At 72.9% G+C, this 1,404-nt stretch carries 1 protein-coding gene and 1 pseudogene; one reads left to right on the forward strand and one right to left on the reverse strand.

The window, feature by feature from the left end; all coding sequences use genetic code 11:
* A pseudogene (locus PLL68_RS15210) lies at nucleotides 1-217 on the reverse strand (YihY/virulence factor BrkB family protein); the annotation flags it as partial.
* Nucleotides 218-412: 195 nt separating this feature from the next.
* Here PLL68_RS15210 and PLL68_RS15215 point away from each other — a divergent pair.
* Complete coding sequence (locus PLL68_RS15215) at nucleotides 413-997, forward strand: hypothetical protein (RefSeq protein ID WP_324535545.1); 585 nt, start codon at nucleotides 413-415, stop codon at nucleotides 995-997.
* Nucleotides 998-1,404: the final 407 nt, after the last annotated feature.

Below are 1,404 nucleotides of genomic sequence, written 5' to 3' on the forward strand. Positions count from 1 at the left end.
CCAGCGCCAGGATCGCGGGGAAGACCGAGAGCACCGAGTAGTACGTCAGGGCCGCCGCCAGGTCGGTGCACTGGTCGCGCTGGAACTCGGCGACCGAGGCCTTCGCCGTGTACCTCCACCCCGGACGATCGATGTCGCCCGGGGAGTCGGGCTTGCGGTCCGCGTCGGGTGGGGGCGCCGTGTGGGCCTTCGCCGCGGCGGTGTCGTGCTGGGTCATGTCCGTGCTCCTACCCCGGGTGGTCGGCCTCGCACACGAGGTGGTGACCTAGTCAACCTAACCCGCGACACGGCATCCGGATGCCGTCATGGGCGGCCCTGCTCGGATCGGGAACGGTGCTGGGATGATGAGGCGGTGAGCACCGACGGCGGACGACCCCTCCCGCGCCGGCCCCAGCCACTGGGCCCCGACGCGATGGAGTCGGTCGGCGGCACCCTGCCCGGGCCGGCCGAGGTCACCGAGATCGCGCACCAGAGCGCGGCGATCCTCGTCGGTGCCGGCCGCGCCACCCACGACCCCGAGGTGACCGGGCGCCTGGTCACCCTCGTCGACGACCTCGGCCTGTCGACCGTCGCCGACCTGTGGAGCGGGCGACCCGCGCGCTCGCTGCCCGGCACGTTGTGGCGCCTGTACGCCCTGCGCGAGTGGGTGCAGCGCAGCCCCGAGCAGGCCAGCCGCGAGTATGCCGCCGGCATCCGCTTCACCGATGTCGCGCACGCCGTCGCCGGCATCGCCGAGCCCCCGCGCCCCGAGGAGCTCCAGCGGGTCGCCGACCAGATCCTCACCGGGGTGTTCGAGGGCGACCTGGCCGTCGCCCTGGAACGGGCCTCGGCGTTCTGCTCCGTCGTCGCGGCGGGCCGTGCCGAGCTGGCGCACGACCGTGACCACGTCGACCCCGACGGTGCCAGCGACCTCACCCGCACGGCCCTGGCGATGCTCACCACCGGGGAGGACCTGCGGGCCTGTGCCCGGCTCTGGCGGGCCGGCGACCTCCACTGAGACCGCGGGCGTCGGGGTCGCGGCTGCTCGTGAGCGGTGGACCTTCAACGAACTGACGACGTCGGGAACACCTGGACGGCGATGAGGCGTTAGTGTCTCCCGTGGGTGCCGGACCGCGGCAGCCCCGGGTCCCAACATCAGCCGCTACGAGCGGCCACGCGCCGTGAGGCGCTCCCGGTCCGGCACCCACTCACTCGTTGGTGGCCTGCGCCTCAGTCCCGTGAGTGACTTCCGCCCTCATGACATGCAGAGGGCGCGAAATACCGCGCACTCTGCATGTCACACGCCTGAGAGCCCGGGCGCGAGCGCGACGGGAGGCCCGAGCGGTCCCCGGCTACCCGGCATCCGGAGAGACGTCCTACGCTGTCGCTGACTGATCGGCCCCTTCCCCGGAGACCATCTTGGGC

Origin of the sequence: Ornithinibacter sp. (assembly GCF_035443565.1) — a bacterium.
GTDB lineage: Bacteria > Actinomycetota > Actinomycetes > Actinomycetales > Dermatophilaceae > Fodinibacter.